Source organism: Caulobacter sp. CCH9-E1 (genome assembly GCF_001556515.1).
Taxonomy (GTDB): Bacteria; Pseudomonadota; Alphaproteobacteria; order Caulobacterales; family Caulobacteraceae; genus Caulobacter.
The window spans coordinates 31,593-55,451 of sequence record NZ_LSJA01000018.1; the positions used below are offsets into that span (position 1 = coordinate 31,593).

The window sequence follows — 23,859 nt, forward strand, 5'->3', positions numbered from 1 at the left end:
GCGAGGGATCAGAAGAGACCAAGGCCGTGCTCGTCGTAGGAGACGAGCAGGTTCTTGGTCTGCTGGTAGTGATCGAGCATCGCCTTGTGGGTCTCGCGTCCGAACCCCGAGGCCTTGTAGCCGCCGAAGGCGGCGTGGGCCGGATACTGGTGATAGCAGTTGGTCCAGACCCGTCCGGCCTCGATGGCGCGGCCGAGGCGATAGGCGGTGTTGCCGCTGCGGCTCCAGACGCCGGCGCCCAGACCATAGGGGGTGTCGTTGGCGATCGCGATCGCCTCGTCGAGGGTCTTGAAGGTCGTCACCGACAACACTGGGCCGAAGATCTCCTCCTGGAAGATCCGCATGCTGTTGTCGCCGACGAAGACGGTCGGCTGCACGAAATAGCCCCCGTCGAGTTCGCCTCCGGGCAGCGCCCGCGCGCCGCCGATCAGGCATTGCGCGCCCTCGTTCTTGCCGATCTCGATATAGCCGAGGATCTTGCGCAGCTGGTCTTCGGACGCCTGGGCGCCCAGCTGGGTCGCGGGGTCGAGCGGGTCGCCCTGACGGATCGCCGCCACGCGGGCCACGGCCCGCTCCATGAACCGGTCGAAGATCGATTCATGGATCAGGGCGCGCGAGGGACAGGTGCAGACCTCGCCCTTGTTGAAGGCGAAGAGCGTGAACCCTTCCAGCGCCTTGTCGAAGAAGGCGTCCTCCTCATCAAGGACGTCGGCCATGAAGATGTTGGGCGACTTGCCCCCGAGCTCCATCGTCTGCGGGATCAGGTGATCGGCCGCGGCGTGCATGATCGCCTTGCCCGTGACCGTCTCGCCGGTGAACGAGACCTTGGCGATCCGCGGGTTGGCGGCGATCGCCTGGCCGACGGTTCGGCCGGGCCCGGTCACGACGTTGAGCACGCCCGGCGGCAGGATGTCGGCGGTGAGTTCGGCGAGCATCATCAGCGTCAGGGGCGTCTGGGACGCTGGCTTGATGACCGTGCAGTTGCCGGCGGCCAGCGCGGGCGCGATCTTCCAGGCCGCCATCAGCAGGGGGAAGTTCCAGGGAATGATCTGGCCGACCACGCCAAGCGGCTCGCGGAAATGGTAGGCGATGGTGTCGGCGTCGATCGTCGAGATCGCGCCTTCCTCGGCCCGGATGCATCCAGCGAAATAGCGGAAGTGATCGACCGCGAGCGGCACGTCGGCGCCGCGCGTCTCGCGGATCGGCTTGCCGTTGTCGAGCGTCTCGGCGAGCGCCAGCAGGTCGAGGTTCTGCTCCAGGCGATCGGCGACCCGGCTCAGCAGCCGGGACCGCTCGGCCGGCGACAACCGCGCCCAGCCGGCCTTGGCGCGATGGGCGGCGTCGAGCGCCAGTTCCACGTCGGCCGGACCCGACAGGGCGAACTCGGCGATCCGGTCGCCATTGATCGGGCTGTGGTCGGCGAAGTACTCGCCCGTGGTCGGGGCCGACCAGGCGCCGCCGATGAAGTTGTCGTAGCGCGCCTTGAACAAGGGCGCGGCGCGCATCGTCTCGATGGCCTTGTGGAACATCGCTTGGCTCCCTGCTGGTGACGACGAGCCTAGTGGCGGGCGCGGCCGAGGATATCCGTAGATGTCACATCGCCTGGCGGCGCCCGGACGTGAAAGAACCTGCCGGGCGTGCTCGCCCGGCAGGTTCTTCGGCGCGTCGCGGCTTGAGCGGGCGTTACATGTCCTTCATGGGCATGGCGGGATCCTTGGCGTCCTTGGGAGCCATGGGTTTGCCTTTCGGGGCCATCGGCTTGTCCATGCAGCAGCCCTTCATGGGCTTCTTGGCGGCGGGATCCTTGGGCGGCGTGGCCGGCATGTTCGCCATCCCCTGTTGATGGTCCTTCATCATCTGGTCGTGCATCTGCTGGCCGCCATGGTCCATGCCCTGCATGTGGGCGTGGTCCGGCGGGGTCTGGGCGGAGGCGGCCGGCGCGGGCTGGGTCTGGGCCTTGGGCGCGGGGCCGTCGGCGAATGCGGCGGTCCCCATGGCCAGAAGGCCGACAGCGCCGGCCACGACTGCGATCTTGCGCATCATTTCTGATCTCCAACTTATGACGTTCGCGTCCGATGGCGTCGTCTGCATCTCTAACGGCGTGACGCTTGCAATGCCCGCAATTGGCGGCCGCGCGTATACGTAAGGTCCGAAGGCGCGGTCAGCGCGACATCTGTCGGCAGCCCGCGGCGCACACCCTGCACGTCTCCGCGCACTGGGCCATCGGGGCGTCGGCGCGGGGTTTCGAACAGGCCGCCGCGCACAGGTCGCAGGCTTCGGCGCAGGCGCGGCAGAGCACCGGGTGCAGGGCCGAGCCGCGGAGCATGGAGTTGGCGGTCGCCTGGCACAGCTCGGCGCAGTCGGTGAGCATGGCGATCAGGTCGGGGGCGGCGAGCGCGCCGCCTTGACCGAGGGCGTAGGCGGCGGTCTCAAGGCACCGGCGATGGGAAGCCAGGCAGTGATCGATGCAGTCGCTCATCGACATCGCCATGCCGGGCATGGCGTCCATGCCCTTCATGTCGTGGGCCTGGGCGGCCGCCGCGGCGGGCTGGGCGGCGCCGGCCGCCAACAGGGCGGCTCCCGTGAGCAGGTCTCGTCGTTGCAGCATGTCAATCTCCCGGCGGGTGGGCGGGTCTGGTCAGACCCGCGGTGAGGAAGGTTCGCGGCCCGTGGCCCTGGCCATGCGCGTGTCCTCCCAGGGCCAGTGGCCGTTGATCTCGACGCCGAGCGAGATGCTAAGGAAGGTGCGCACGAAGACCAGACCGGCCAGGACGATGAGATCGTCCAAGGTCGGGTTGATGACGAGCGACTTGACGATGTCGCCGGCGACCAGGAATTCGAGGCCAAGAAGGATGCTTCGGCCGAGGGCGGACCGGAACGCGCCATAGGCCTTGGCCCGGTCGCCCGATCGGGCCCGCAGGGCGAACAGGATCGTCGCCAGCGCCGCGCCGCTGAGGATGGTCAGCGTGCCCGCCAGCTCGAGGATGATCACCGCGAGCCTGAAGAAGGCGCTGAGCCAGCCGGACTCAATGGTGATCATACCAGCCTCGGCGGCGGATGTTGTTGAAGCTGTCGGTGGTGTGACAGGCGTAGCATTGTTCGACGCGCGCCTTGGAGCCGGCGGCGCGCTGGGAGACCATGCTGAAGTGCTCCATGAAATGACTGGGCGGCGCGGTGTGGCACTCCGAGCATTGCGTCGAGCTGACCGACGGATGCCGGAAGTTGGGAACCTTCCAACTGCTGGTCGCGTGGCAGCTGGCGCAGTCCTGGCCGAAGAGTCCCAGATGCGGATCGCGGACGGAATGGCAGCTTGCGCAATTGAGCGCGGCTTCGGGCGGCAAGGCGTGCGGATTGGGTGGCGAAACAGCCGGCCCTCGCCACACCGCCGGATCGAGCAACGCCTGATGGTCCATCTTCACGATGGCGCGCGCGCCTTCGTGCTCGACGTGGCAAGCCGTGCACTCCTTGGCCTGGGCATGGAACTGGGTCGACTGTTTGTTTCCGAAATCGGTGCTCGCGTGGCAGGCGACGCAGGTCTTGCTCTCCACGCCCTTGAGAGGCGTGTGGCAACTGGCGCACTGCGCGCCGAAGGCTTGGTGGGCCGGCGACAGGGGGCCTGGCGCGACAAGCTGAGCCACCGGTCCGGCGCCGGGCGGCGCGCTTGTCTGCATCATCGCCGCGACGCCCAGCAGCGCCAGGCCGGCGGCGACAAAGATCCAGTAGAGGAGGCGGTCCCGCATCATAGCCAGCGCAGCCCGAAATAGATGGCCGCGGCGATGTGCAAAAGCAGCACCAGGTAGACCAGCGCCCCCAGGACAGCGTGCAGCCACCGCCAACGCGACAACAGCCGGTTGGTCGCACCCTCCGCGCGGATGGCGAACTCGGTGTCGGCCAAGGCCGCGGCCAGGGCCTCGGCCCCATCGGGCGGCGGCGCCGGCGGTTCGCCGGCGACGAAGAACAGCCGCTTCCAGCGGGAAAGCGCAACGGCCGCCGCCGTCGGCGCCGGGGGCGCCGGCAGGTGGAGATACGCCGCTTGCAGGGACGCCAGCTCGGAGCGGCGGCCGCGCAGGGCCCGCGCCGTCTGCGCCAGCAGGTAGCGGCCGACGAAGCCGCTGAGGACCGTCAGCAGCACAAGGCCAGTCAGCGTTAGGCCGACGGGGCTGCCGAACTTGTGGGCGGCATGAACCAACCCCAGGATCGGAGCCAGCACGCCCGCATACACATGCAGGGCCAGCAGCGTCGGCTTGCTGACGAACCGGCCTGTCCACCGTTCCGCCGCCTTGACGTGCTTGACCACCACATAGGGCAGGGTCAGCAGCATGAGGACGGCGGCGACGACGCCGATGACGCCGCCGACCAGGCTGCCGGGAAAGCGCGGCGCGACGTGCAGGACGTAGCCCAGCGGAAAGAGCAGCAGGAAGGCCACAAGCAGGCCGACGGCCATGTCGCCGCGCTCGCGCATCAGGCCTCCACCACGAGCGGCTGGCCCGTGCTCTTGGCCTGGCAGGCCAGGATGTAGCCCTTGGCCTTGTCGGCGGGATCCAGGCCGGTCTCCACCGCCATGGTGACCTCGCCCGAAATCAGCCGGGTGACGCAGACGCCGCATTCACCCGAGCGGCAGGCATAGGGGATTTCCACCCCCGCGCCCTCCGCGGCTTCCAGGACGGTCTGGCCGGCGGGGAGCGGGGCCGACACGCCCGCCACGGAAAAGGTGATGGTGGCCGCGGCGACCGCCGGCGTGGGGGGCGCGACGACGCTCGGGGATGACGGCGCGGGGGGCGGCGCCTTGACCTCGAGCTCGGCCGCGTCGGCGGGCAGCGACGCGGGCCCGAAGGCTTCGGTGTGAAGTTGAGCGTCCGGGACGCCCAGAGCGGCCAGCTCCCTGCGCATCGCGGCCATCATGCCCGGCGGCCCGCACATGTGAATGCGGCGGCGGGCGATGTCTGGGACCGCGTCGAGCAGCATCTGGCGGGTGAGCGGGCCTTGCGGCCCCAGCCAGACCGTGCCGGCCGAGCGTCGCATGGCCGCCATCACGTGCAGATTGGAGAACCGCCGCTCGAGCCGCTCGAGCTCCTCGCGGAAGACGAATTCGTCGGTCGAACGGGCGCCGTACAGGAAGAAGATCTCGCCCGACCAAGCCGTGTCGGTCAGGTAGCGCAGGACCGACATCATGGGGGTGATGCCGACCCCGCCGGCGATCAGCACGATGCTGTCGGCGTCGGTTCCGGTGAAGGTGAACGCGCCGAAGGGGCCCGTCGTCTTCAGCAGGTCGCCGACGGCGACCTTGTCGTGCAGAAAGCACGACACGACGCCCTGCTCCTCGCGCTTGACCGTTAGCTCGACATAGGCGCGCTGCGTCGGCGAGGAGGCGATGGTGTAGGATCGCCGCGAGGGCTTGCCATCCACCGGCTCCACCTCGACCTGGAGAAACTGGCCGGGCAGAAAATCGAAGGGCAGCCGATCGGCGGCCGGGTCGGCCAGCCGGAAGGTCTGAATCGTCGGCGTCTCCCGCACGATCTGGACCACCCGCAACGGGCCAGACCAGCTCCTGGGCTTGCGCAGCGACGCCCCGGCGGGCGGCGCGGCGTTGCTCGGCGTGAGCGTTTCAGCGCCCGGCTCAACGGCCGCCGCCTGGCGTGGCGAGGCCGTCGCGGTCGCCGGGGCGGGCGCGGGGGCCGTCGACCCGCCGGCGTCGACGATCTTGCGGACCCGCCGCAGGCGCGCGACCTGCAGGCCCAGCAGCATCGCGCTGACCATCGCCAGGACGAACATCAGCATGAAATGGGGCGGCGAGACGCCGAGCCACCGGATCGGCGCCGCGTGCGGCGGCGCGCCCAGGCTCATCTGATCCCGAAACCAGGTGATCGCCGCCGGCTGCGGGGACGCGCCGCGGTCGAGGGCGGCGAGCGCGGCCGATCCGCTCGCGAAGAGGTCGCTTGCTTCACGCAGGCGCCGCGCCGCGCTCGCCCGGGCGGCCGGATCTTCGGACCGCGCGGCGGCGGAGGCCTCGGCGGCCATGGCCAGTCCGCGCTCCACGCGCGCTTGGGCCTCGCCCATCAACCGGTTGCGCCCCTCGGCGCTGAGCGACGGGGCGGCGAGCAGTTGTGAGACGAAGGGCGTGCGCCGGGCGCCATGCTCGCCTTCGCCCTCCATCATCTCGTCCATCATTCCGCTCATGCCGGCTGCCGCGGGGCTCGGCGCGGCGCCCATGACGCCGGCGTCCGCCATCGCGCCGCCTTGCGCGCCCGGATGGTGGGCCGCGTGCTCGTCGCCTTCCTGGGCGATGGCCGCCGTCGAAAGCAGAAGGCAGGCGGCGGCCAGACCCAAGCTCCATCCCTGTCGGCTGGTCGTCCCGCGCATCGGGCTTGCCCTCGTCTTCACATGTCCTTCATCGGAGCCGATGGGCTCATCGGCGCGGCGTCGGGTTGGGGCGTCGTCCCCGTGGCCGCGCCGCCCTGGCGCATGGCGTGGTGATCCATCTCCTGACGATGATGGCGTTCCATCGTCGCCGCGTCGTGATCGGCGTCATGTTGCCCGGCGGCGTTGTTCGAAGGCGCCGTCGAGCCGCCGACGCCGGGATCCGGATCGGCGGCGCTGGGGACCGGGGCCGCGGCGGGCGACGGGGCCGGGGCCTGGACCGAGGCCGCGGGCGGCGGGGGCTCAGCGCCCTTGTCGCCGCAGGCGGTGAGGGCGAGCGCCGCGGCGCCGATCACAAGCGCCTGGATGGGCGCGCGAAGTGTGTGGCGGATGTCGATCATGGCAAGTTCCTCCCTGGAGATCATGGGCTCGACACCGATGGCCTTCGCCGCGGACGGGCGCGCCAGGGGCGAGCGGTGGAGCCGGCGAGGTCGCCGGCCAAGGATTGACGTGTCGCCGCGCGCCCGGGCGGGTCAGAGCGCCTCCCGCGGTGCGTCGCCGCGGGCGTCCGACCGCCGGACCCGTCTTTCGGCGAGGAAGGCCAGGATCGGACAGTCCGAGGCCGCCACGTCCATCGGGCAATCGTCGGCCAGCGCGCTGAGCACGTCACGGATATCCGACAGCCGCTGAATGCGGCGTTCGGCGTCGCGGATCTTCTCGCGGGTGATCTCCAGCACCGCCGACGCCTTGGCGGTGTCGGAGGCTTGAAGCGCGAGCAGGTCGGCGGTTTCGGCGAGCGTGAAGCCGAGCTCCTGCGCGGCCCGGATGAAATGGAGCCGCAGGAGGTCGGCGTCCTCATAGACACGGTAGCCGGCGCCGGTCCTGCCCGGATCGCGCAGCAGGCCGGTGCGCTCGTAGTACCGGATCGTATCGCGCCGCACGCCGGCGGCTGCGGCGAACGCGCCGATCTTGAAGGTCGTCATGATACTCGTCGCCTCGCTCGTTGGACGAAAGCCCAAGGTCAGCGGAGGGGCGCGCCCGCCGGTCGCTCCGGCGAGACGGCGTGGGCCATCCCGCCGCTGGCGAACCGATCGCCCGCTCAGTTCTTGCGCAGCTCGACGATGTCGTGCTTGGCCGGCGTACCGTCGGCGACCGTGACATGGGCGAAGTGGTCGTCGAAGACGTGGTCGATCTTCACGTGCCCGACGAGGTCGCGCCGATAGGACGGCGGGGCCTTGTTGGGCCCCGGCAGCTGCTTGACGCGGTAGACTTCCAGGGTCTGGCCGACCTCGGCGCCGTCCGCCTTGCCGATGCAGATCACGGTGCCGTTGCTGTCGTTCGCGACGATCGAGCCCTTCATGATGAAGGTGTGGCCGATCCCTTGCGCCAGAACCGGCGTTGCAACGAGCATCGCGATGCCGGCCAAGCCGGCGATGACGGACGTCTTGATCATCTTTGACTCCTTAGATGAATAGGTTTGGAGATGAGTAGATGCGCCGCCGTTTGATCTTCGACGGGAAGAAGTTGTTCTTCGAGTCAGGGACTAGGGTCCTACGTCCCGGGTCGGAATACGTAGATTCCGAAGCGCAGGTTTTGGCCCTCGTCTCGCGCGACGGGGCGCCAGGCCGCGGCGGCGATCGCGCCGCTCCGAACCTCGGCCGTCCTGGGCGCGGGCGCGTCCCCCCGGGGGGCGATCGCCATGCGGGGCCGGGGCGTGCGTGGCTTTCACCCGCGCCCGAGCGTCGCCAGCGGCCCAACACCTGTGGATCCGTGCGGACGTTTTCAGCATATGGTTTTTCTCCGCGTCGTGCGCCGGACGCACGGCCGGCCCGGGGGCGCGTCGCGCCTGAGGTGAGGGGTTGGACCGCGGGCCGCGTATGTAGGCGTGCAGAGTCAGGGGATCGACGATGAGCGACCAGCTCGACGAACTTTTCGAGGCGTTGCGGCGCCAGCCGCACGCCCAGCTGCCCGGCCTGGAAGGCCAGGTGTGGGCCAGGATCGACAGCTGGCGCGACGGCCGGCGCGCGGCGAACGCGCTCGTGCCGCTGCGCGCGGCCTCGGTGGTGGCGGCCCTGGGCCTGGGCATGGTCGGCGGCAGTCTCGCGGCCAACGCCGCCGCGCGCGCCCCCTCCGAGATCTCGGCGTTTTCGGTCGACGCGCACCTGGCGCCGTCGACCCTGCTCGGCGGGCGCTGACATGCGCCGGATCTCGCGCGGGGCGGCCCTGACCGTCGTCCTGGCGCTGCTGGCCGGGATCGCCGGCGGCTGGCTCGGCTCGGGCCGGTTCTTGCCGATGCATCACGCCCAGTCGCTGCACGAGATGGTTCACCACGAGCTGAAGCTCAGCCCGGATCAGGATCGCCGGCTCGAGGCGCTCGAACAGGATTTCGCCGTGCGTCGCCGCGCCCGGGAGGCCGAGCTGCGCGCGGCCAACGCCCAACTGGCCGCCGCCATCCAGGCGCGCCACGAATACGGGCCCGAGGTCGAGGCCGCGGTCGAGCGTTTCCATGTCGCCATGGGGGCGCTGCAGCTGGAGACGGTCCAGCACGTCCTGGCGATGCGTAAGGTGCTGACCCCCGAGCAGGCGGCCAAATTCGACCGCCGCGTCAGCGAGGCGCTCACGAACGAGACGCCGTGACCGCCGGCCTTGGCGAGGACGAGGACGGCGCGCTGGCCAGGCGCGCGGCGCGCGGCGACGAGCGCGCCTTCAGCACGCTGATGCGGCGTCACAAGGGCGCCTTGCACGCCTTCGCCCGGCGCCATGTCGGCGACTCCGAAGCCGCCCACGAGGTGGTGCAGGAAAGCTTCGTGGCCGCCTGGAAGGCGCTGGATCGCTATGATCCGACCCGGCCGTTCGGCGCCTGGATGCGGGCCATCGTCCTGAACAAGTGCCGCGACCGGGGGCGTCGCCTGCTGGTTCGGCGGCTGATCCTGGGCGAGCGGTCGATCGACGCGCCAGGCGCGCCCGATCCCGCCGACCCCGCGCCGGGCCCCGAGGCGGCGAGTCTGCGCGCCGAACAACTGTCGCGCCTGGAGGCGGCGATCGCGCGCCTGCCCGACCAGCTCAAGGAGCCGCTGATCCTCACCTATCTGGAAGGCTATTCACAACAGGACGCCGCGGCGGTCCTGGGCGTCAGCGTCAAGACCATCGAGATGCGCGCCTATCGCGCCCGCAAGCGGCTGGCCGACTGGCTGGTCGATCCCTGACTTTTTTCGCCCGCCGGCGAGGGGGGCGACGGTTTGGCGCGTAGCCACCTAAGAGATCGCGTCGCGGCCGTCCCTCACGGCCTGCCGCCGGCGCGTCATCGTCAAAGGGCTGTCATGCTTCGATCCAGCGCGGCTTTCGATCGCCGTCGTTTTCTCCAATCGCTCGCCGTCCTCGGCGGCGGCGCCACCCTGGCGAGCCTGCTGCCGTCCTGGGCGCGCGCGGCGGGCGATCCCGGCCGCGCGCCGGCCGCCCTTTCGGGCGAGGACATCAAGCTGACCATCGGCCACACGCCGATCACGGTCGACGGCAAGGCCGGCCACGCCGTGACGATCAACGGCACGGTTCCTGGCCCGCTGATCCGGCTGAAGGAAGGCCAGCATGTCCGCCTGTCGGTGACCAACACGCTCGACGAGGACACCTCGATCCACTGGCACGGCCTGCTCGTGCCCTTCCAGATGGACGGCGTGCCCGGCGTCAGCTTCCCGGGCGTCAAGCCCGGCGAGACCTTCACCTACGAATTCCAGGTCCGCCAGGCGGGCACCTATTGGTACCACAGCCATTCGGGCCTGCAGGAGCAGATGGGCCACTATGGGCCCATTATCATCGATCCGGTCGGTCCTGATCCGGTGGCCTTCGACCGCGAGCACGTCGTGGTGCTGTCGGACTTCAGCCGCCTGCACCCGCACCAGATCTTCAAGAAGCTCAAGCAGCAGAGCGGCGCATTCAACTACCAGCGCCAGACCCTCGCTGGGCTTCTGGCCGGCAAGGACCAGACCCTGGCCGAGCGCCTGGACTGGGCCAAGATGCTGATGGACCCGACCGACATCTCCGACGTCACCGGCGCGGCCTACACCTTCCTGGTCAATGGCCATGGCCCCGCGGACAACTGGACGGCGCTGTTCGCGCCCGGCGAGCGCGTGCGCCTGCGGTTCATCAACGCCGCGGCCCAGTCGGTCTTCAACGTCCGCATCCCGGGGCTGCGCATGACCGTGGTCGCCGCCGACGGCCAGCACGTGCGGCCCGTCGAGGTCGACGAGTTCCAGATCGGCAACGCCGAGACCTATGACGTGATCGTCCAGCCCGCCGAAGACAAGGCCTTCACGATCGTGTCGGAGTCGGTCGACCGCTCTGGGTTGGGCCGCGCCACCCTGGCGCCGCGGCTGGGCATGAGCGCCGAGGTCCCGCCGCCGCGCGAGCGGCCGCTGACCACCATGCGCGACATGGGCATGGATATGGAGGGAATGGACATGGGGGGCATGGACCATGGCTCCACGGACATGTCCGGCATGGATCACGCGGCCATGGGCGCCAAGGCCGCGACCCCCGCGCCCGGCATGGCGCCGCCGCGCCAGCGCGGAAGCGACGTGATGGGCAAGATGGACAACGGCGGCATGGACATGTCCATGCGCAATCCGGACAACGCGCCTCAGGTCAGGCTCGGTCCGGGCGTGCAGTCGATCGCGCCGATGCCGATGGATCGCACCGGCGAGCCTGGCCAGGGCCTCGAAAGCGTCGGCCACCGGGTCTTGGTCTATCGCGACCTGGTGGCCCTCGAGCCGAATCCCGACCCGCGCGCCCCGGAGCGATCCCTCGAGATTCACCTGACCGGCAACATGGAGCGGTTCATGTGGGGGTTTGACGGGCGCAAGTTCAGCGATAGGCCGCCGCCCTACGCCTTCCGCCACGGCGAGCGGGTCCGGGTCACCCTGGTCAACGACACCATGATGGCCCACCCCATCCACCTGCACGGCCACTTCTTCGAACTGGCCTTCGGACCGGCGGGCCACATGCCGCGCAAGCACACCGTCATCGTCCTGCCCGGCGGCCGCGTCAGCTTCGACTTCACCGCCGAGACCGGCGACTGGGCCTTCCACTGCCACATGCTCTATCACATGCACGCGGGGATGTTTCAGGTCTTCAGCGTGCGCGACACCCCCGCGGAGGGCGCGCGATGAAGGCCTCGCTGATCGCCCTCTTGCCGGTCCTGTGGGCCGCGCCGGCCCTGGCCCAGCACGCCGGCCACGCCGGCGCGCCAGCCGCGCCCAGTTCCAAGCCTGCGCCGGCGGCCCCGCCTCCAGCCGCCGACCCCCATGCCGGACACGACATGGGCGCCATGCCGGCCATGGCCATGCCTCAGACGCAGGTCGCGCCGGCGACCGACCCCCACGCCGGCCACGACATGGGCGCCATGCCCGGCCTGGCTGTCTCCGGTCAATCGGAACGCCCGGCCGAAGCGATGGGACCGCCGCCCTTGCCCGATCACGAAACAGCTCCGCCGGCGCCGCCCACCGACCATCTGGCCGACAGGGTCTTCGATCCGGCCGCCATGGACCGGGCTCGCGCCGTGCTCCGGCAGGAGCATGGCGGCGCCCAGGTCTCGCAGGTGATGGCCAACCTCCTGGAATACCGCGCCCAGGCCGGGGGCAACGGCTATCACTGGGACGGCGAGGCTTGGTTCGGCGGCGACCTCAATCGCCTGGTGATCAAATCCGAGGGCGAGGGCGGCCGTCACGGCGTTCAGGCCAGCGAGGTGCAGGCGCTCTATTCCAGGCCCGTGGCGCTCTATACCGACTTGCAGGTGGGCTTGCGCCAGGATGTCGAGCCCAAGTCGCGCACCTATGCCGCCGTCGGGTTCGAAACCCTGTTGCCCTACTGGATCGAGGCGGGCGGAGCGGTGTTCGTTTCCAGCAAGGGCGATGTCCTCGCGCGCGCCGAAGGGGCGATCGACTGGCGCCTCACCCAGCGCCTGATCCTGCAGCCGCGCACCGAACTCAACTTCGCCGCCCAAGACATCCCCGCAGCGGCGATCGGTTCGGGGCTCTCGAGCGGCGAGCTCGGATTGCGCCTTCGCTATGAGGTTCGGCGCCAATTCGCGCCATATGTCGGCGTCGCCCTATCCAAGCGGTTCGGGCGCGCCGCGGACTTCGCCCGGCTGCGCGGCGACGAGGTCACCGAGACCAGTTTCGTGCTCGGCCTGAGGGCCTGGTTTTGACCATCGATCCTAGCGAGGCTTCCATGAAGATGCTTCGCTCTTGCGAGCGCCCTGACCCTGCTGGCCCAGCCGGCGGCCGCCCAGATGAGCGCTATGGACCCTGCGGCGCATGCGGTTGAGGCGAGCGCGCCGGTCGAGGCGGTCGGCGTCGTGCGCGCCATCGACGCCAAGGCCGCCAAGATCACTCTGGCCCATGAAGCGATCCCGGCGCTGAAGTGGCCGCCGATGACCATGGCCTTCAAGGTCGCTGATCCGACCCTCCTGAAGGGCCTGAGCGTCGGGACCAAGGTGCGCTTCAAGCTGCGGGGCCAGACCATCGTCGGCCTGACCGCGGTCTAGCGCCCATCGGGCCGGCGCTCGCCGGCTCCAACCATTGCCTCGGGGGAGGGGCCATGTATCCGTCGGACATCCGTCCGCTCACGTCGTTGCGCATCTGCGCGGCGCTGTGGGTGCTCGTCTATCATTTCCGCAACCACCTGGACCTTGGTCTCGAGCGCTTTGGCCTGGCCGCCAAGGGCTACCTCGGCGTCGACCTCTTCTTCATCCTGTCGGGTTTCATCCTCAGCCACGTCTATACGCGGGCCTGGGCCGAGCGACGGTTCAACTACGGCTCCTTCCTTTGGGCGCGCCTGGCGCGGGTCTATCCCGTCCATCTGGTCACCCTGGCCGCGACGATCGCCATCTGGCTCGCGGCCTTGAAGCTGGGCGTCCGCTTCGATCCCCAGGCGTTCGACCCGCGCATGCTCCCCCAGCACCTGTTGCTAGTGCATGCCTGGGGCACGACGCCCACCGTGCAATGGAACTTCCCCTCCTGGTCGATCTCGGCTGAGTGGTTCGCCTACCTCGGCTTTCCGGTCGCGGCCATCGCCTCGGTGTCGCTGAGGCGTTGGCCACGCCTCTTCGTCCTCGCCGTGCTCGCCCTGTTCGTCGCCATGTTCCTGACGGCCCAGGGGCGCGGGGTGCTGTTCACCGACATGAGCGCCCAGATCGGCGCCTTGCGGATCATCCCGGCCTTCCTGATGGGCGCGGCCCTGCATCGCTTGGGATCGAGCCTGAGCCTGCCGGCCGGCATGGCCGGATTCGGCGCGCTCGCCGCGACGGTCTGGGTGGCGATCGCCGCCAACCTGCGACTGAGCGATCTCTATATCTGGCCGGGTCTGGCTATGCTGATCTTCTGCCTGGCCGAGACGTCCAAGGCCGCGAAGCCAGGCGCGATGTCGGCGCCGGCGCTCGTCTATCTCGGCGAGGTCTCCTACAGCCTCTACATGGTCCACCTTCCGGCCGACATCGTCTATTTCCACGCTCTGGAAAGGCTGGCGCCAGACCTGTCCGGCGCCGGGATCGCCTTGGCCTGGGCAGGAGCGTTCGTGGCCTGTCAGCTGGCCGCGATGGTCGCCTACCATCTTGTCGAACGGCCTGCGCGTAACTGGTTGCGGGCGCGCGATCCCTTCGCGCGGCGCCCCACGCCCGAGCCGGCGCACGAACCGGTGCTCTGAACGTTGCGGCTATTGCGCGCTGATCGGCGCGAGACGCCCTAGCCAGGCGACCACGGCGACGAGCGCCATCGCCGCGCTCAGTTCCAGCACGAGACTGCGGCGCAGCGCCTTGACCGCCGTGCTGGGCGGCGCCGGCTCGACCAGGGCTTCGCGCAGGGCCGGGGTCAGGCGAAACCGGTTGGCGGCGGCCAGCACGACCATGGCGCCGAAGAGAACGAGCTTGAGAAGCAGAAGAAGCCCGTAGGGCGTGCGGACCAGGGCCGCAACGCCCATGGGCCCGACGAGGAACCAGCTGTTGATCAGGCCGCTGGCGACCAGCACGGCGACGACGCCCGAGCCGATGCCCGAGAAACCCGCCAGGGCGGCATGGAAGGTCGGCGCCTGTCGCGCGTCACGCCGACTGACCCCGGCCAGCCCCAGAAAGAACACCAGGGCGCCGACCCACACGGCGGCCGCCGCGAGGTGGGCGATGTCGGCCGCCAGGTGCAGGCTCCCGCCGAAACCTTCGGTGGCCGCGCCGTGGCCCATCCAGGCCATGCTGGCCGCAGCCACGGCCCCCAACGTTGATACAGCGATCCAGGCGGCGCGGCCGGGCGGCGCGAGCAGAAGCACGTGCAGCGCCACGACCGCGGCCAGGGCCCGTGCGAGCGAGGCCGCGCCCATCGCCATCTCGCTGATCACCGAGGTCAGGATCGAGGGATCCAGCGCCGCGGAAAGCGACCCGGCGACCACGGCCGTTTGCAGCACGAGACCCAGAAGGCTGGCCAGGACCAGCAGGGCGGCGCAGCCCGCCAGGAGCCGGCGCGGCCAGCCCAGCGCCACGGCGCTGGACGGACCCGCGGCCGGCAGGGCGTAGAGCGCGAAGAGCGCCCCGCCCGCCAGGACGAAGCACGTCACATATTGCGCCCAGCGAACGAGGACTACCGCGGTCTCCATCGGCTACTTCACCGTGAAGGCCAGGGTCCCATCCATGCGGTGACCGTCATCGGCGGCGGCCGCATGCCAGGTGAGCTTGTAGGCGCCCGCCATCAGCCGGCCCTTGGGCACGCCCGTGATCGTCTTGCGGTCGGCCGAGACGGTGGTCTTGACCGGCGCCTTCATGCCGTCGGCCATGGCCAGCTCGAAGCTCGAGAAGGCTGGGGCGAGCTTTTCATTGAAGGTCAGGCGGATGGTCTTGGGCGCGGCGACCGTGGCGTTGGCGGCGGGGTCGGAGGCCACCAGCTTGGCGTGGGCGCTGGCCTGGCCGCCGGCCAGGATCGAGGCCGACAGAACGGCGGTGGCGAGGAAAGCGCGATAGGTCATGGGGCGGGTCCTGTTGAAGGGCGACTTTGTCCTACGTGTCTACGCGGGACGCGGCCCGATCCCTCAAAACGCCTCAAGCCGTTCATCGCCCGATGCCACGCGGCCCTCAGGCGTCGGCTTTGGGGGCGGCGCCTGGGCAGGTCCGTCGCGGCCGTGGCGATGACCGCCATGACCGTGATGGAACAGGTGCATCAGGGGACAGGCCAGCAGGAGCAGATAGGGCGCCAGGCCCAGGGCGTGAGCCCAGTGTTCGCGCAGGACGAAGAAGGACAGAACAAGGCCGGACGACAGCGCGGCCAAGGCGAGGGCGCGGTTTGTAAGGTTCAACGGCATCGGCCGTGCTCCACCGATTTTCCGTCCAGACTAGGCAAGGCGGGGATTTGGGCATTGATCCGGATCAAGGCGATGGTCGGGGCGGCGCGCATCATGGAACACACTTGCAACGGAGGAACGCCATGCGCGCGCTCGCTATCGCCTCGATACTCGTCCTGACCGTCTCGGGAACGGCTTTTGCCCAGCAGCAACAGACCGCGACCCGTCCAGCTGCCGCCGACGCGCCGACGCACGAAATGTGCAAGTCGGTCATGGGCAAGGCCATGGACCGCACGGCGCCGCATGATCATGGGCGCGACAAGACCGGCGCTCCGACCTGGCCAAACGGCAAGGCCCTGACCAAGGCCGAAATGGAGCAGATGCATAAGACCTGCGCCGCGAAGATGGCGGGCGAGAAGAAGTAGGACGCAGAAGGCTTGGGTCGTATGGGCAGCCAATTAAGCCAGACGGTGGACCTGACCGCCACGCCCGACGAGGTGTTTGACCACCTCGACGATCAGACCCGTCTGGCCGCCCATATGACCAAGTCGTCCATGATGATGGCCGGCGGCCGGATGTCGTACGACTTCGACGAAGGGCGCGGCCAGGTCGTGGGCTCCCATATTCGAATGGACGGCTCGGCTTTGGGATTGCGCTTGTTTGTCGACGAGGTGGTCACGGCCCGGGACCGACCCCATTCAAAACAGTGGGAAACGGCGGGCGCTTCACAGCTCGTCATTCTATCGGGCTATCGCATGGGGTTCGACATAACGCCCACAGCCTTGGGCTCTCGCCTCACGGTTTGGATCGACTACGATCTTCCAACCGGGCCGCGCCGATGGCTCGGCTTGCTATTGGGGAGGTTCTACGGGCGTTGGTGCCTTGGCGGCACGACGGCTGACGCTGTGAAATACTTTAAAGGCAAGCGTGGCGGAAAGTGATTGCGCTAGCCAGGTTCGTATTTTGCATGAAAGCCAACAAATATCTTATAAAGTCCGTCAGATTGTTATTCAATACTGAGCATTATTGATGTTGCGATATTTTTCTGAGAATTAGCTATTGGTATCCCGTATAGAGAATAATAGTTGGATTTTGCGATTTCATGAATTGCTAAGATCGGCCTTTCTCTGGCGGTCGACGAGGTCGTGACCAAACGCGATCCGCACCGTCCCAAGGCCTGGCGAACCACCGGCGCCACCCGCCTGCTCATCCTTTAAGCCGACAAGATGGGCCTTGATCGCTCGCCCACGCCCAACGGTTCGAAGCTGCGAGTCTGGATCCGCTACGCGCTTCCCAAGGGCCAAGCCGGCCGCCTGCTTGGGCTCCTGACGGCCCCCGCCTATGCGCGCTGGTGCGTGGGCCGGATGGCGCGCGACGCCGCCGAGCACTTTTCGGCGCCAGCCGACCGCCCGGCGAGTGTCGCGGCGGCGCGTCCCAAGATGCGCTAGTCCAAGGCATCGAGGACGAAGACCGGCGCGAAGCCCCCGCCGGGGGTCCGAAAATTGGTCGTCTGGCCCTGATAGACGCGGGCGGCGAGCAGCAGCGGCGCGCCGCGATAGGTGTAGAGGCGCACGTCGAGCTTCAGGCTCTGAATCTCGCCGTCGATCCGGATCCGGCGCTCGCTGGGCGGGGCCAGCCCCTGGGCGATGTAGCCGCCCTGCTGGATCTGCGACCAGACGCGCTGGGTCAGCTTGTCGCCGCGATAGACCGCCTTGCCGCCATGACCGCCGGCGGGCTTGAAGAACAGCCCCTTGCGCCTGGTCCACAGCCCTTCGGCGTTCTGGGCGGTGACCAGGGTGGTCGGCGGAACGGCCGTAAGGCTGTTCTGTTGATCCGGCGATAGTCCCCAACGCGCGGCGGCTGACGGATCGGACAACAGGGCCAGGTTGCGCTTGTCGGCGAACAGGGCGTGGTTGCGCGGATTGGGCGTGACCACGACCGCCCCGGCCAGATAAGCCTCCCGCAGGGCCCTATGCTCGGCGGCCTCGAGCGAGAAATCGACCAGGCGATTATAAACGATGTCGATCGTCTCCCCTTCGTGCCGCAACCCGCCCTCGGCGAAGCGCAGTTGGGCCGGGTCGAGGATCCAGGCCTTCAAGCCTTGCCGTTCAAAGAAACGCTGGGCGATGAGAAACTCGGGGTAGAGGTACTGGTCCTGGGGGCCATCATCGACCAGGGCGATGGTCCGCGGCGGGCTTAGCCGCCCTTGCAGGCGCCATTCGGTGAGGAACATGCGCCAGACCGCGGGCTCGAATTGGGCGAGCAGGGGCGCGCCCAACGCCGCCTCGGCTTCACGGCAGCAGGCGGTCTGCGCCCGCGCGAGGAAGGCGTTGAGGAAGGCGCCGCCGGCGTTGGTGTTGACCTCGATGAGCCTGGGGCCATCTGGGCCCAGGTGAAAGTCGTAGCCCATGAAGACGCCGCGCGGACCCAAATCCGCACGGGCGATGTCGGGAGCCCACTCCAGAACCGTCGCCTGATAGGCCGGGCTCTGCGCGGCCGCCTCGATGGCGGCGACAACATCGGCCATGGCCGACAGGTCGCGGCTGGAGAGGAACACCGGGCCTTGGGAGAAAAGGTGGGGCCTGGCCGACAGCAGCGCGGCGAGAAGGTCCGCGTCGCGCGTTTGCGCCTCGATCGCCGCCCGCAGGCCGGCGCCATCCAATGTGATGCAAAAGCAATCCCTGTTCAGCACCGCGTCAAGATCGCCTCTGGCGCCGCTGTCATCGGGCATGACGGTCCTCCGCCCATGCAGGCCCTGGCGGGCCGCCCAGCGCCAGCACAAGACTAAGAAGCCACAGTCCGGCCGGCAAGATCAGCAGCCAGCGAAAGTCCGATCCCAAGGCGAAATTCACCGCGGCCATCGTTCCGACCGACAGGGTGCCGGCCACGGCCAACAGGGCAAGCTCGCTGCGGCTGGCTTTCCGGTGGCCGAGCCGAACGCTCGCGCCGATCACGAGCACGCCGACGGCCGCCATCTGTCCGCCGAGCACCGTGAACACCAGGTGCAACCATGGTTCGAGGCGGGGCTGGGCGGCCCTGAGCGCGTCGTGTCCGACGCCGAAGAAGCGCAGGTCCTCCGCAAGGACCGGCGGCCTTTGAAATAGGTCCCGAGCCAGACCTGATAGGCCCCACACAGGCCGATCAAGGCGACCGCGCAGCCTCGCAGACCGCGGCGCGAAGTCGGATGATCAAGTGACGTCCCGCGGTTCTGCATCTCTGGACCGATCGGTGTCAGCTCCAGGAAGCCCAGAGCGCTGCATCTGAAACACCATCTTCAGCGCCGTCCGCCGCAAAGACAATGATCCACATCAACCGCGCGCGCGGACGCGCCGTCGTTGACCACGTCCGCCGCCGCCCGTCAGCCTCGTCGAACGGCCCGCCTCAAGGCCGGTGGTCCCGATGCTAGCGAAATGGGAGGGGTTCGCCATCGGATCGCAGGCGGCGGCGTCCCACGACCTTGGCGTCGTCGCAGCTGACGAGATTCCGCCGGTCCCAGGCGTCCAATTCCTCGATCGGATAGAGCACGGCCTTGCCGATTTTGACAAAGGGAGGGCCGATGCGTTGGGCGCGCCAATTTTCGAGGGTGCCGATCGAGACCTCGCCGCGATAGCGCTCGGCGACCTCCTCGGTGGTCAGGAACTTCTCGTCGGCCATGAGGTCGGCTCCCGGCGCCCGCGCCGGCGCCCACCGGATCGGGGCCGTCCATTCACGTGGGCTCATGGGCCTTCACCTTGGCGCGGCGGGGCGTTCAAGCAACCCGGCCCGGGGCAAGACCGGGACCAGGCGATGTCGATAGCGCCCAGCGCGTACGAAAAGCGGAGTTGGCGATACGAGGGCGGGCGGAGTCAGATCGTGGCGGGCGGCCGGTAGGGTAACGGCCGTCGCCAGATGTCTTGCAAGACGAGCCGCTTCCGGTTCGCCAGTCACGAGTCCCACACGCACTATGAACTGCTCCCGCCACCCCGGCTGCTCTACACGAAGGAGGCGGCGCGCTTCGTCAGCCTCTCGCCAAGGACCATGGAAAAGCATCGCTCCTACCGAACGGGGCCAGCCTATTCGAAGCTCGGCGGCAGGGTCGTTTACCGCATCGCGGATCTGCAGACATGGGTCGCGCTCGGCGCCCGGACCTCAACCAGCGACGTCGGCGTGGGGGTCGTTTATCCGGCCAAGGCGCGCTTCCGAACAGAGGGCGGCGCCTAGCGCCTCCACTAGGCTTGGCCCGTCTTGGCCGTGAGGAGGTCCTTGTAGCCGGTCGTCGTCATCCACTCGGCCCGCTTCAAGTGCGTCTCCCAGCAGGCGCGGGCCGAGGCCTCATCCTGGGCGGCGTCGCGGTGCAGCACCAAGAGCGCGACTTCGCGCCAGTCAGCCTCGTCCCGGCGGGCGTCGAGCAGGCGCAGGTAGACGACCAGATGCTGTAGGTCGTAGTCCGTCAGGCTCTCGGACCAGGGCGCCAGGTCGGCGATCTCAGGATCGAGCACGGGCGCCATGCGCGTCCTCCGTCTGGTCTTCGTCTTCGTCTGGACGGTCCCGCCACAGCGTGTCGGGGCCGTCCAACCCGGCGATGAATGACCCGGCTTCCGCCCAGGCGCAACCGGCGCCGACGCCGGCCGCCCCTCGACAGCCCTTGGACCTTTGGCCAGACTTTTAGTCCTGCGCCATGATGAGCGGGTCGCCATGTCGGCGGATCGGACGCCATTGCCGCCCTGGAGGTCCCAAGAGGCCTATCGCCCCCTGCTCGCGGCCGACCCGTCGGTGTGGGCCTGGGAATTTGGGCGACGACAGGCCGTGGCCGAGGCGCAGGATCTGGCCGGCGTCGTCCCGGGTCTCTGTTTCGTGGGCGAAGGCCCAGGCGCCGACCCGGTTCCTACGGTGCTTTGGCGCTGGCAAGCCGACAGTTCGGTGCCGGTGCTGAGCCTGACACCGGCGATGGTCGAGGATCCAGACGCCCTCGATCTGCGCGGGCTCGACTTGGCCGTCATCGTGGTGCGCACGCAGGATGGCCATCAACACGTGATGGTCAGCGACGGCGCGCGGCGTCTTCGCTTCGCCGTGGCCGACGGCGACGTCCTGGCCGGACCCGTGCGTTGCCGGTTCCATCTGCCCGCCTATAGCGTCGGCGTGGCGTCGATGGACGGCCTGCGTTCGCTGATCGCGTTGCGCGACACCGGACGACTGTCATCGGTTGGACGAGGTTCGCGCTCGAAGGCCACGCGCTGGGTTCAAATGCTTCGGGCGCACGACGCCCGGCGCGCGGGGGCCAGCCAGCGCGACATCGCCATGCTGCTGTTCGGGGAGGCCCGGGTTCACGAGGATTGGGGCGGCCGATCCGACTATATGCGCATGCGCGTCCAGCGCTTGCTGCGCGCCGCCGAGGATCTCGTCGCGGGCGGCTACCGCGCGCTCTGCGGCCTGCGGCCGGCCCGCACCGATCCGCCCAAGACCGTCGAGGTCTGGCGCTCCGCCGGCTGGAGAGGCGGGAGCGCGGTCATGCTGCTGCTGTCCGGATCTTTCCTGGGGACATCGTGTGCGCTGACGGGAGATCTGCACGGCCTGTGCCGGCTTTGGTAGACGTCGTGCAGGAAACCGGTAGGCGTGGACGGGAATTCGGCGCGGACCGCACGACGGCGCCAATTTTCCGGCGCGACCGCCGAGCCTCGCGGCGCCGGTGATTCCGGGGCGAGCGGATCAGGCGCTTCAATAAAGCCATGGCCAAGCCCCTCGTCGCCGCCGTCCCGCCCCCGCTCGTCCCGGAATCCGTGGAACCAGCCGGCGTCGCCCTGTGCCTGGCGCGTCTGGCCTGGGAGTTCCTGCGACGAAATCCTCGCTACCGCGCGGACTATGCGCGCCTGCGAGCTGGCGCGATGGAGACCCTGCCCGGGCACTGGGGCTTGCGGGCGCCGGTCGATCCGGACGCGGTCGACATCGCCGTCGATGCGATCTGGCGCGGCCCGCCAATCCTCGACGTTCCCCGCCAGCGGCGGGCCAGGACTATTCGTCCGGCGGCAGCATCCTTGGCAGATTCTCCGCCAACCAGCGTTCGGTGTTCTCGTCGCGCTTGTCCAGATGATCCTCAAGACTGTCGAACGGGCGCTTGAACGCCTCGATCAGGATGGCCGGGCCGATGTGGGTCATCCGGTCTCCGACCTTGTCGCTGAACCGACGGAACGAGGCCAATTGAATGGAGACGATCTTATTGTCCATGCTGCGCAGGGCGTGGTCAGGCGAGCCGAGCATCAGCGTGTCCATGATGCCGGCCGGATCGCTGTCGGTGGCCTCGCCGAACCGCCAGATCTTGGCGATGTCCAACGGACCCTGGCCAGCTTCGAAGCTGTAATAGCTGCGCAGCGGCATGCCCATGGCGTCGGCGACCGCGCGGGCGCTCATGTGGCGTAAGCCGCGGATCAGTTTCAGGGTCTTTGACAGGAGCTGGCGCTGACGCTCCAGGTCCTCGGATGCGCGTTTGACCAAAGCTGTACTCGACACTGGCTACAGACATGAGTCCTCACGCGAACCCATGGTCAAAGCACAACCCTACGTATTCCGGGCTGTTGGGCCACATTTAATGTCGCCTGGCCGACCACCAAGCGTGTTCATCCGTGTCCGTGCGAATTTTCCGGAAGGCCGTACCGGATTCCTGCACGGTTCATGCAGGCTGGCGGTTCGGCGGCGAGCCAGAGGGCGTCCCGACGTCGGAAATCGGCGTCAAACGCCGGAAGTCGCCGAGAAATGCGCTCGCCGACGTGTTCGCCCGCGTCGAAGGGTCGACCCGTCGCCGTCAGAGTTGAAACTGGCGAGGCGGCATCGCGGACCAAGACCTTGCCTCCATCGCGCGACTCCTTTGGCCTGGCGCTGGGCGCTTTGCGACGTCGTCTTCGCCTGGGCGTGGACGCGCCAGGCGCGGCCCTGCCCATCAACCTGATCGCGGCGGAGCTGGGCCTTTCGCCGACGCCGGTGCGCGAGGCGCTTTCGCGGCTGGCGGGCGAAGACCTTGTCGAGAAACGGGGACCCGCCTACACCCGGCCTCAACTGGACGGCCCTGCCTTGGCCGAACTCTATCATCTGCGCCTGCTCTATCTGGCGGCGGCCTTGGCGCCGGACGCCGAGCGGCGCGCCAAGCACCGTCAATGGCCGTTGCGCGCGCCGTTCAGTTTCGCCGCCGATCTCGCCGCGCCTGGGCGCGACGCCGCCGCGACTCTCGAGGCGCTGTTCCTCGAAGTCGTGCTCGGCGCGGACGATTTGATGCTCGCCCAGGCCTACCAGCGCACCGCTGAGCGGTTGGCGCCGTTCCAGCCGATCGAGGCGCAGCTCTTTAGCGATCTGGCGGCCGAGGCCCTGAGCGTCGTGGCGGCGTTCGAGACTGGCAATGGCGTGGCGCTCAGGAGCGCGGTGCGCTTGCACCATCGCCGCCGGATGGGCGCCGCGGCCGCCATCGCGCGCCTGGCCGGGGGCGGAAAATATCGACCGGATATCGTTTGAATATCAAACAGGCGGGGCGCTGGCTTGAGAGGCCGCGATCGGCGGCGTTTCGAAAAAGGAGCCTGCCATGACCTCCATTACCCCCCGTCTCATCCTGCTGCGCCTGGGCGCCGCCAAGGCCCTGACCCTGTCCATCGAGGAGGGCACGATCAAGGAAGCCGGCAGCAGCCAGTACTACTTCGTCTGACCCGGCCGCGGCGACGCGCCCGGTCGCGCCGCCCATCGCCTCGTCGGCGTTCCTGCCGGCGAGATCCGTAACGCCGCCGCGTCTTTGATGCGGCCCCACAGCGAAAGTCAAAACCATGTCCAACTCCACCACGACCCTTCGGGTGATCCGCCTCGGCGGCGCGCTCGATCTGACCCGCTCGGTCGACGACGAGGGCCTGCGCGAGCCGATGCAACCCCAGCTCGCTTGGTTCTGAGCGATCGGTCCTGCCGCGCGGCCGCCGCGCCGCGCGACAGGGCAATCGGCTGGGAGGCCGCGATGGCGCTGTGGTTGGCCCGCGATGTTCATGCTGCGGCGATCGACGAGGACATCGTCTTTCTCGATGTCGCCGCCGACGCCTACCTCTGCCTCGTCCAGGCCAGCTTGCTGGTGGCGTTGGACGACGGCGGCGCGGTGAGCCCGCGCGACGAGACGTCCGCCCAGACCTTGATCGAGGCGGGCCTGGTGACGCACACGCCCAGGCTGGCGGTCCGGGCGATCCCGCCCAAACC

Annotated in this window: 33 protein-coding genes and 2 pseudogenes; 17 read left to right on the forward strand and 18 right to left on the reverse strand. The window is 68.9% G+C overall.

The genetic code is table 11. The features are described 5' to 3' along the window. Window positions 1-8: 8 nt before the first annotated feature. The 10 genes from AX690_RS01085 to AX690_RS01130 all read right to left on the reverse strand — a co-directional run bounded on the left by AX690_RS01085 (window position 9) and on the right by AX690_RS01130 (window position 7,810). The gene (locus AX690_RS01085) at window positions 9-1,529 is read right to left on the reverse strand and encodes an aldehyde dehydrogenase family protein (protein ID WP_062100021.1); all 1,521 of its coding nucleotides are present in this window, start codon (window positions 1,527-1,529) and stop codon (window positions 9-11) included. Window positions 1,530-1,683: 154 nt separating this feature from the next. After that, window positions 1,684-2,043: a hypothetical protein gene (locus tag AX690_RS23150; RefSeq protein ID WP_062100022.1), complete on the reverse strand. Its 360-nt coding sequence runs from the start codon at window positions 2,041-2,043 to the stop codon at window positions 1,684-1,686. Between the two features lie 118 nt (window positions 2,044-2,161). Further along, window positions 2,162-2,608 (reverse strand): four-helix bundle copper-binding protein, encoded by a 447-nt coding sequence (locus tag AX690_RS01095; protein WP_062100023.1) that lies wholly within the window; start codon window positions 2,606-2,608, stop codon window positions 2,162-2,164. 30 nt (window positions 2,609-2,638) lie between these two features. Further along, the gene (locus tag AX690_RS01100) at window positions 2,639-3,040 is read right to left on the reverse strand and encodes a DUF1622 domain-containing protein (RefSeq protein ID WP_062100024.1); all 402 of its coding nucleotides are present in this window, start codon (window positions 3,038-3,040) and stop codon (window positions 2,639-2,641) included. Beyond that, window positions 3,027-3,740 carry a cytochrome C gene (locus tag AX690_RS01105; RefSeq protein WP_231732075.1) on the reverse strand — a complete coding sequence of 238 codons (714 nt, stop codon included), beginning with the start codon at window positions 3,738-3,740 and terminating at the stop codon, window positions 3,027-3,029. Before AX690_RS01105 ends, AX690_RS01100 begins: the two co-directional genes overlap by 14 nt. Then, on the reverse strand, window positions 3,740-4,462 hold the full coding sequence (locus tag AX690_RS01110; RefSeq protein WP_062100026.1) for a hypothetical protein: 723 nt from the start codon (window positions 4,460-4,462) through the stop codon (window positions 3,740-3,742). The genes AX690_RS01105 and AX690_RS01110 overlap by 1 nt, the downstream gene beginning before the upstream one ends. Beyond that, on the reverse strand, window positions 4,462-6,360 hold the full coding sequence (locus AX690_RS01115) for a 2Fe-2S iron-sulfur cluster-binding protein (RefSeq protein ID WP_066681832.1): 1,899 nt from the start codon (window positions 6,358-6,360) through the stop codon (window positions 4,462-4,464). The genes AX690_RS01110 and AX690_RS01115 overlap by 1 nt, the downstream gene beginning before the upstream one ends. A 17-nt stretch (window positions 6,361-6,377) precedes the next feature. After that, window positions 6,378-6,758: a hypothetical protein gene (locus AX690_RS01120; protein ID WP_066730188.1), complete on the reverse strand. Its 381-nt coding sequence runs from the start codon at window positions 6,756-6,758 to the stop codon at window positions 6,378-6,380. 132 nt (window positions 6,759-6,890) lie between these two features. Continuing rightward, window positions 6,891-7,340, reverse strand: coding sequence for a heavy metal-responsive transcriptional regulator (locus AX690_RS01125; protein WP_062098120.1), 450 nt, complete (start codon window positions 7,338-7,340; stop codon window positions 6,891-6,893). Between the two features lie 116 nt (window positions 7,341-7,456). Next, window positions 7,457-7,810 (reverse strand): hypothetical protein, encoded by a 354-nt coding sequence (locus AX690_RS01130; RefSeq protein WP_066685865.1) that lies wholly within the window; start codon window positions 7,808-7,810, stop codon window positions 7,457-7,459. Window positions 7,811-8,264: 454 nt separating this feature from the next. Here AX690_RS01130 and AX690_RS01135 point away from each other — a divergent pair, with 454 nt between their 5' ends. The 7 genes from AX690_RS01135 to AX690_RS01165 all read left to right on the forward strand — a co-directional run bounded on the left by AX690_RS01135 (window position 8,265) and on the right by AX690_RS01165 (window position 14,052). After that, window positions 8,265-8,552, forward strand: a complete 288-nt coding sequence (locus tag AX690_RS01135) for a hypothetical protein (RefSeq protein ID WP_066685866.1) — start codon at window positions 8,265-8,267, stop codon at window positions 8,550-8,552. 1 nt (window position 8,553) lies between these two features. Continuing rightward, on the forward strand, window positions 8,554-8,994 hold the full coding sequence (locus tag AX690_RS01140) for a periplasmic heavy metal sensor (protein ID WP_062098114.1): 441 nt from the start codon (window positions 8,554-8,556) through the stop codon (window positions 8,992-8,994). Next, complete coding sequence (locus AX690_RS01145; protein WP_066685867.1) at window positions 8,991-9,563, forward strand: RNA polymerase sigma factor; 573 nt, start codon at window positions 8,991-8,993, stop codon at window positions 9,561-9,563. The genes AX690_RS01140 and AX690_RS01145 overlap by 4 nt, the downstream gene beginning before the upstream one ends. A gap of 114 nt (window positions 9,564-9,677) precedes the next feature. Beyond that, window positions 9,678-11,519: a copper resistance system multicopper oxidase gene (locus AX690_RS01150; protein ID WP_066685870.1), complete on the forward strand. Its 1,842-nt coding sequence runs from the start codon at window positions 9,678-9,680 to the stop codon at window positions 11,517-11,519. Next, a complete protein-coding gene (locus tag AX690_RS01155) occupies window positions 11,516-12,556 on the forward strand; it encodes a copper resistance protein B (RefSeq protein ID WP_066685871.1) in 1,041 nt (346 codons plus the stop codon). Before AX690_RS01150 ends, AX690_RS01155 begins: the two co-directional genes overlap by 4 nt. An 84-nt stretch (window positions 12,557-12,640) precedes the next feature. After that, window positions 12,641-12,895 (forward strand): copper-binding protein, encoded by a 255-nt coding sequence (locus AX690_RS01160; RefSeq protein WP_082769426.1) that lies wholly within the window; start codon window positions 12,641-12,643, stop codon window positions 12,893-12,895. A 53-nt stretch (window positions 12,896-12,948) separates the two neighbouring features. Further along, window positions 12,949-14,052 carry an acyltransferase gene (locus AX690_RS01165; protein WP_066685874.1) on the forward strand — a complete coding sequence of 368 codons (1,104 nt, stop codon included), beginning with the start codon at window positions 12,949-12,951 and terminating at the stop codon, window positions 14,050-14,052. Window positions 14,053-14,061: 9 nt separating this feature from the next. Here the strand turns inward: AX690_RS01165 and copD are convergent, their stop codons facing one another. The 3 genes from copD to AX690_RS01180 form a co-directional block, all read right to left on the reverse strand. Continuing rightward, window positions 14,062-14,988 (reverse strand): copper homeostasis membrane protein CopD, encoded by a 927-nt coding sequence (gene copD / locus AX690_RS01170; RefSeq protein WP_066685875.1) that lies wholly within the window; start codon window positions 14,986-14,988, stop codon window positions 14,062-14,064. Between the two features lie 3 nt (window positions 14,989-14,991). Next, on the reverse strand, window positions 14,992-15,354 hold the full coding sequence (gene copC / locus AX690_RS01175; RefSeq protein ID WP_066685876.1) for a copper homeostasis periplasmic binding protein CopC: 363 nt from the start codon (window positions 15,352-15,354) through the stop codon (window positions 14,992-14,994). 63 nt (window positions 15,355-15,417) lie between these two features. After that, entirely contained in the window at window positions 15,418-15,687 is a 270-nt protein-coding gene (locus AX690_RS01180) for a DUF2933 domain-containing protein (protein ID WP_066685877.1), read from the reverse strand. Window positions 15,688-15,809: 122 nt separating this feature from the next. Here AX690_RS01180 and AX690_RS01185 point away from each other — a divergent pair, with 122 nt between their 5' ends. The 3 genes from AX690_RS01185 to AX690_RS01195 all read left to right on the forward strand — a co-directional run bounded on the left by AX690_RS01185 (window position 15,810) and on the right by AX690_RS01195 (window position 17,114). After that, window positions 15,810-16,091 carry a hypothetical protein gene (locus AX690_RS01185; protein WP_062098094.1) on the forward strand — a complete coding sequence of 94 codons (282 nt, stop codon included), beginning with the start codon at window positions 15,810-15,812 and terminating at the stop codon, window positions 16,089-16,091. 45 nt (window positions 16,092-16,136) lie between these two features. After that, window positions 16,137-16,607, forward strand: a complete 471-nt coding sequence (locus AX690_RS01190; protein WP_231732076.1) for an SRPBCC family protein — start codon at window positions 16,137-16,139, stop codon at window positions 16,605-16,607. Window positions 16,608-16,892: 285 nt separating this feature from the next. Then, the gene (locus AX690_RS01195) at window positions 16,893-17,114 is read left to right on the forward strand and encodes a hypothetical protein (protein ID WP_062098090.1); all 222 of its coding nucleotides are present in this window, start codon (window positions 16,893-16,895) and stop codon (window positions 17,112-17,114) included. Here AX690_RS01195 and AX690_RS01200 read toward each other — a convergent pair. From AX690_RS01200 to AX690_RS01210, 3 genes are all read right to left on the reverse strand, one after another. Beyond that, window positions 17,111-18,397 (reverse strand): hypothetical protein, encoded by a 1,287-nt coding sequence (locus AX690_RS01200; RefSeq protein ID WP_066685881.1) that lies wholly within the window; start codon window positions 18,395-18,397, stop codon window positions 17,111-17,113. The genes AX690_RS01195 and AX690_RS01200 overlap by 4 nt on opposite strands. Continuing rightward, on the reverse strand, window positions 18,387-18,674 hold the full coding sequence (locus AX690_RS01205; RefSeq protein ID WP_156449519.1) for a hypothetical protein: 288 nt from the start codon (window positions 18,672-18,674) through the stop codon (window positions 18,387-18,389). Before AX690_RS01205 ends, AX690_RS01200 begins: the two co-directional genes overlap by 11 nt. Window positions 18,675-19,068: 394 nt before the next feature. Beyond that, window positions 19,069-19,320 (reverse strand): AlpA family transcriptional regulator, encoded by a 252-nt coding sequence (locus tag AX690_RS01210; RefSeq protein WP_066685884.1) that lies wholly within the window; start codon window positions 19,318-19,320, stop codon window positions 19,069-19,071. Between the two features lie 234 nt (window positions 19,321-19,554). Between AX690_RS01210 and AX690_RS01215 the strand changes: the two genes are divergently transcribed. Continuing rightward, window positions 19,555-19,866: an AlpA family transcriptional regulator gene (locus AX690_RS01215; protein ID WP_231732078.1), complete on the forward strand. Its 312-nt coding sequence runs from the start codon at window positions 19,555-19,557 to the stop codon at window positions 19,864-19,866. A gap of 8 nt (window positions 19,867-19,874) precedes the next feature. Here AX690_RS01215 and AX690_RS01220 read toward each other — a convergent pair whose 3' ends face one another. Further along, window positions 19,875-20,153, reverse strand: a complete 279-nt coding sequence (locus AX690_RS01220) for a DNA -binding domain-containing protein (RefSeq protein WP_066685885.1) — start codon at window positions 20,151-20,153, stop codon at window positions 19,875-19,877. 74 nt (window positions 20,154-20,227) lie between these two features. Here AX690_RS01220 and AX690_RS01225 point away from each other — a divergent pair. Together AX690_RS01225 and AX690_RS24080 are read left to right on the forward strand one after the other, a co-directional pair. Next, window positions 20,228-21,234 (forward strand): annotated as a pseudogene (locus AX690_RS01225) (DUF2285 domain-containing protein). Between the two features lie 137 nt (window positions 21,235-21,371). Then, a complete protein-coding gene (locus AX690_RS24080) occupies window positions 21,372-21,761 on the forward strand; it encodes a transcriptional regulator domain-containing protein (protein WP_369798157.1) in 390 nt (129 codons plus the stop codon). Here the strand turns inward: AX690_RS24080 and AX690_RS01230 are convergent. After that, a complete protein-coding gene (locus AX690_RS01230; RefSeq protein ID WP_066685886.1) occupies window positions 21,655-22,134 on the reverse strand; it encodes a helix-turn-helix transcriptional regulator in 480 nt (159 codons plus the stop codon). The two genes, AX690_RS24080 and AX690_RS01230, sit on opposite strands and share 107 nt — an antisense overlap. Before the next feature lie 348 nt (window positions 22,135-22,482). Between AX690_RS01230 and AX690_RS01235 the strand changes: the two genes are divergently transcribed. The 4 genes and pseudogenes from AX690_RS01235 to AX690_RS01240 form a co-directional block, all read left to right on the forward strand. Next, window positions 22,483-23,142 carry a GntR family transcriptional regulator gene (locus AX690_RS01235; protein ID WP_066685892.1) on the forward strand — a complete coding sequence of 220 codons (660 nt, stop codon included), beginning with the start codon at window positions 22,483-22,485 and terminating at the stop codon, window positions 23,140-23,142. A gap of 67 nt (window positions 23,143-23,209) precedes the next feature. Next, entirely contained in the window at window positions 23,210-23,329 is a 120-nt protein-coding gene (locus AX690_RS21920) for a hypothetical protein (RefSeq protein ID WP_082769428.1), read from the forward strand. Window positions 23,330-23,444: 115 nt separating this feature from the next. Continuing rightward, window positions 23,445-23,564: a hypothetical protein gene (locus AX690_RS22605; RefSeq protein ID WP_137803582.1), complete on the forward strand. Its 120-nt coding sequence runs from the start codon at window positions 23,445-23,447 to the stop codon at window positions 23,562-23,564. 62 nt (window positions 23,565-23,626) lie between these two features. Continuing rightward, window positions 23,627-23,859, forward strand: a pseudogene (locus tag AX690_RS01240) (hypothetical protein); the annotation flags it as partial.